This is a genomic window from Deinococcus betulae, from assembly GCF_020166395.1.
In the GTDB taxonomy this organism is placed as follows: Bacteria; Deinococcota; Deinococci; order Deinococcales; family Deinococcaceae; genus Deinococcus; species Deinococcus betulae.
Genome location: NZ_JAIQXU010000073.1, coordinates 1 through 1666, shown reverse-complemented (window position 1 = coordinate 1666; position 1666 = coordinate 1). Strand labels below are relative to the sequence as shown.

Here is a 1666-nt window from a genome sequence, read left to right as displayed (position 1 = left end):
TTCATTGAGGGGCACCTGCTCGCCCGCGCGCCCACCTGACCTGGGCGTGAGGGCCTCCCGTTAACGTCGCTGTCAGGTCGGTGAGGTGGAACGCATGTCCGCTTCGGAGGCGATGTCTACGCGGTTGCGGCCGCCCTGCTTGGCACGGTACAGCGCCTCATCCGCGCGGGTCAGCACGTCGCGCGGCGCGTCCCCCGCGCGCAGGCTCGCCACGCCCACACTGACCGTCACGTGCAGCCCCGGGACGCCCGACTCCATGTCCGCCACCGCCGCCCGCACCTTCTGCGCCACGGCCGCGCCCTCCAGGGCCGTGCCCTCGATCATCAGAATGAATTCTTCGCCCCCCCAACGGGCCAGCAGGTCGCCTCGCCGTACCGCTGCCTGCACCGTGTGCGCCAGGCGCCGCAACACCTCGTCTCCCGCCGGATGCCCAAATCGGTCATTCACAGCTTTGAAGTGATCCAGGTCGAACAGCACCAGCGTCACGGCCCCGTCCTCCTCGCGCCGCGCCGCGAGGGCCGCGTCGAACGCCGCGCGGTTTTTCAGTCCGGTGAGCGGGTCGGTCAGCGCGGCGCGGCGTAATTGTTGCCGGTCGCGGGCGACGGTCGGCAGGACCGCCGCCAGGACCAGGGTCGTCGCCACCAGGCCGATCAGGGCGCTGAGGAGCAGCACGCGGCGCAGGGGGGCCAGGGCGCGCGTCTCGTTCTGCTCCACGACCAGAAACCAACGGAGTTCCGGAATGAAGCGCGCGTTCACCTGATACTGCGCGCCGCCCGCGCGGTACGTGAGCCGCTGCGCCGCGCCCCGGTCCGACAGCAGCGCGTCTGCGATGACCTTCAGGCCTGGCTGCTCGCGGATGTTCCGCCCGTCTGGCCCGTCGGCCCGGCTGTCGAGCACGACCCTGCCCTGCGCGTCCAGAAAGTACACGTGCCGCTGGAATTCCACGTCGTACGACCGCAGCAGCTGCTGGACGTTCTCCAGCGTGAGCCCCACCCCGGTCGCCGCCAGGAACGTGCCGTCCGGGGCGAGCAGGCGGTAGTTCACGAACACCAGCGGCTCCTGACCGTATGTAGGGTTCACGTCCACGTTCAGCTCGTACGGGGCGCTCAGCTGCTGCACGCGGTAGAACCACGCGTCCTGTGGGGTGCGGGCGCTCATGGTTTTCACCAATCCGTCCGGGCCGTAGTACCGCCCCGTGCGGGCGGAGACCACGAACGCCGCACGCGGCGAGTGTTGACGTTCAATTGCCTGCAGGTATGCCTGCACGCGCGCCGGGTCCTGCTCGCCCTCTTGCAGCCAGTCGCGCAGGAACGTGTTGTTCGCCATTTCCGACGAGATGAACACCGGCCGCTGAATGCCGCTCTGAATCTGGGCGGCCACGTTGTCGCCGGTCAGGGGTAACATCTCGTCCACCACGGTGCGGCGAAGCTGTTGCTGCGCCACCACGTACCCCAGCACGCTGCTGCTCAGGAACCCGGCGATCAGGACGGCACTGATCACGGTGAACAGCCAGCCCCGCCCGGGTCGTCGCGTCCTTGGCATCGCCCCCTCAGTCTAGAGGTGATCCGGAAACTGGGTAATAAGTGTGCGGGTGGCGAATGAATAGTGGGTCATCTTGGTGCCCCTCATCCCTCAACCAATAAAGCGCACGAGGCGTGGACGGCCA

1 protein-coding gene is annotated in these 1666 nt (G+C 68.3%); it reads right to left on the bottom strand.

The genetic code is table 11. The features are described from left to right. Positions 1–72: 72 nt before the first annotated feature. A complete protein-coding gene (locus tag K7W42_RS22660) occupies positions 73–1500 on the bottom strand; it encodes a sensor domain-containing diguanylate cyclase (RefSeq protein WP_224577672.1) in 1428 nt (475 codons plus the stop codon). Between the last annotated feature and the right edge of the window lie 166 nt (positions 1501–1666).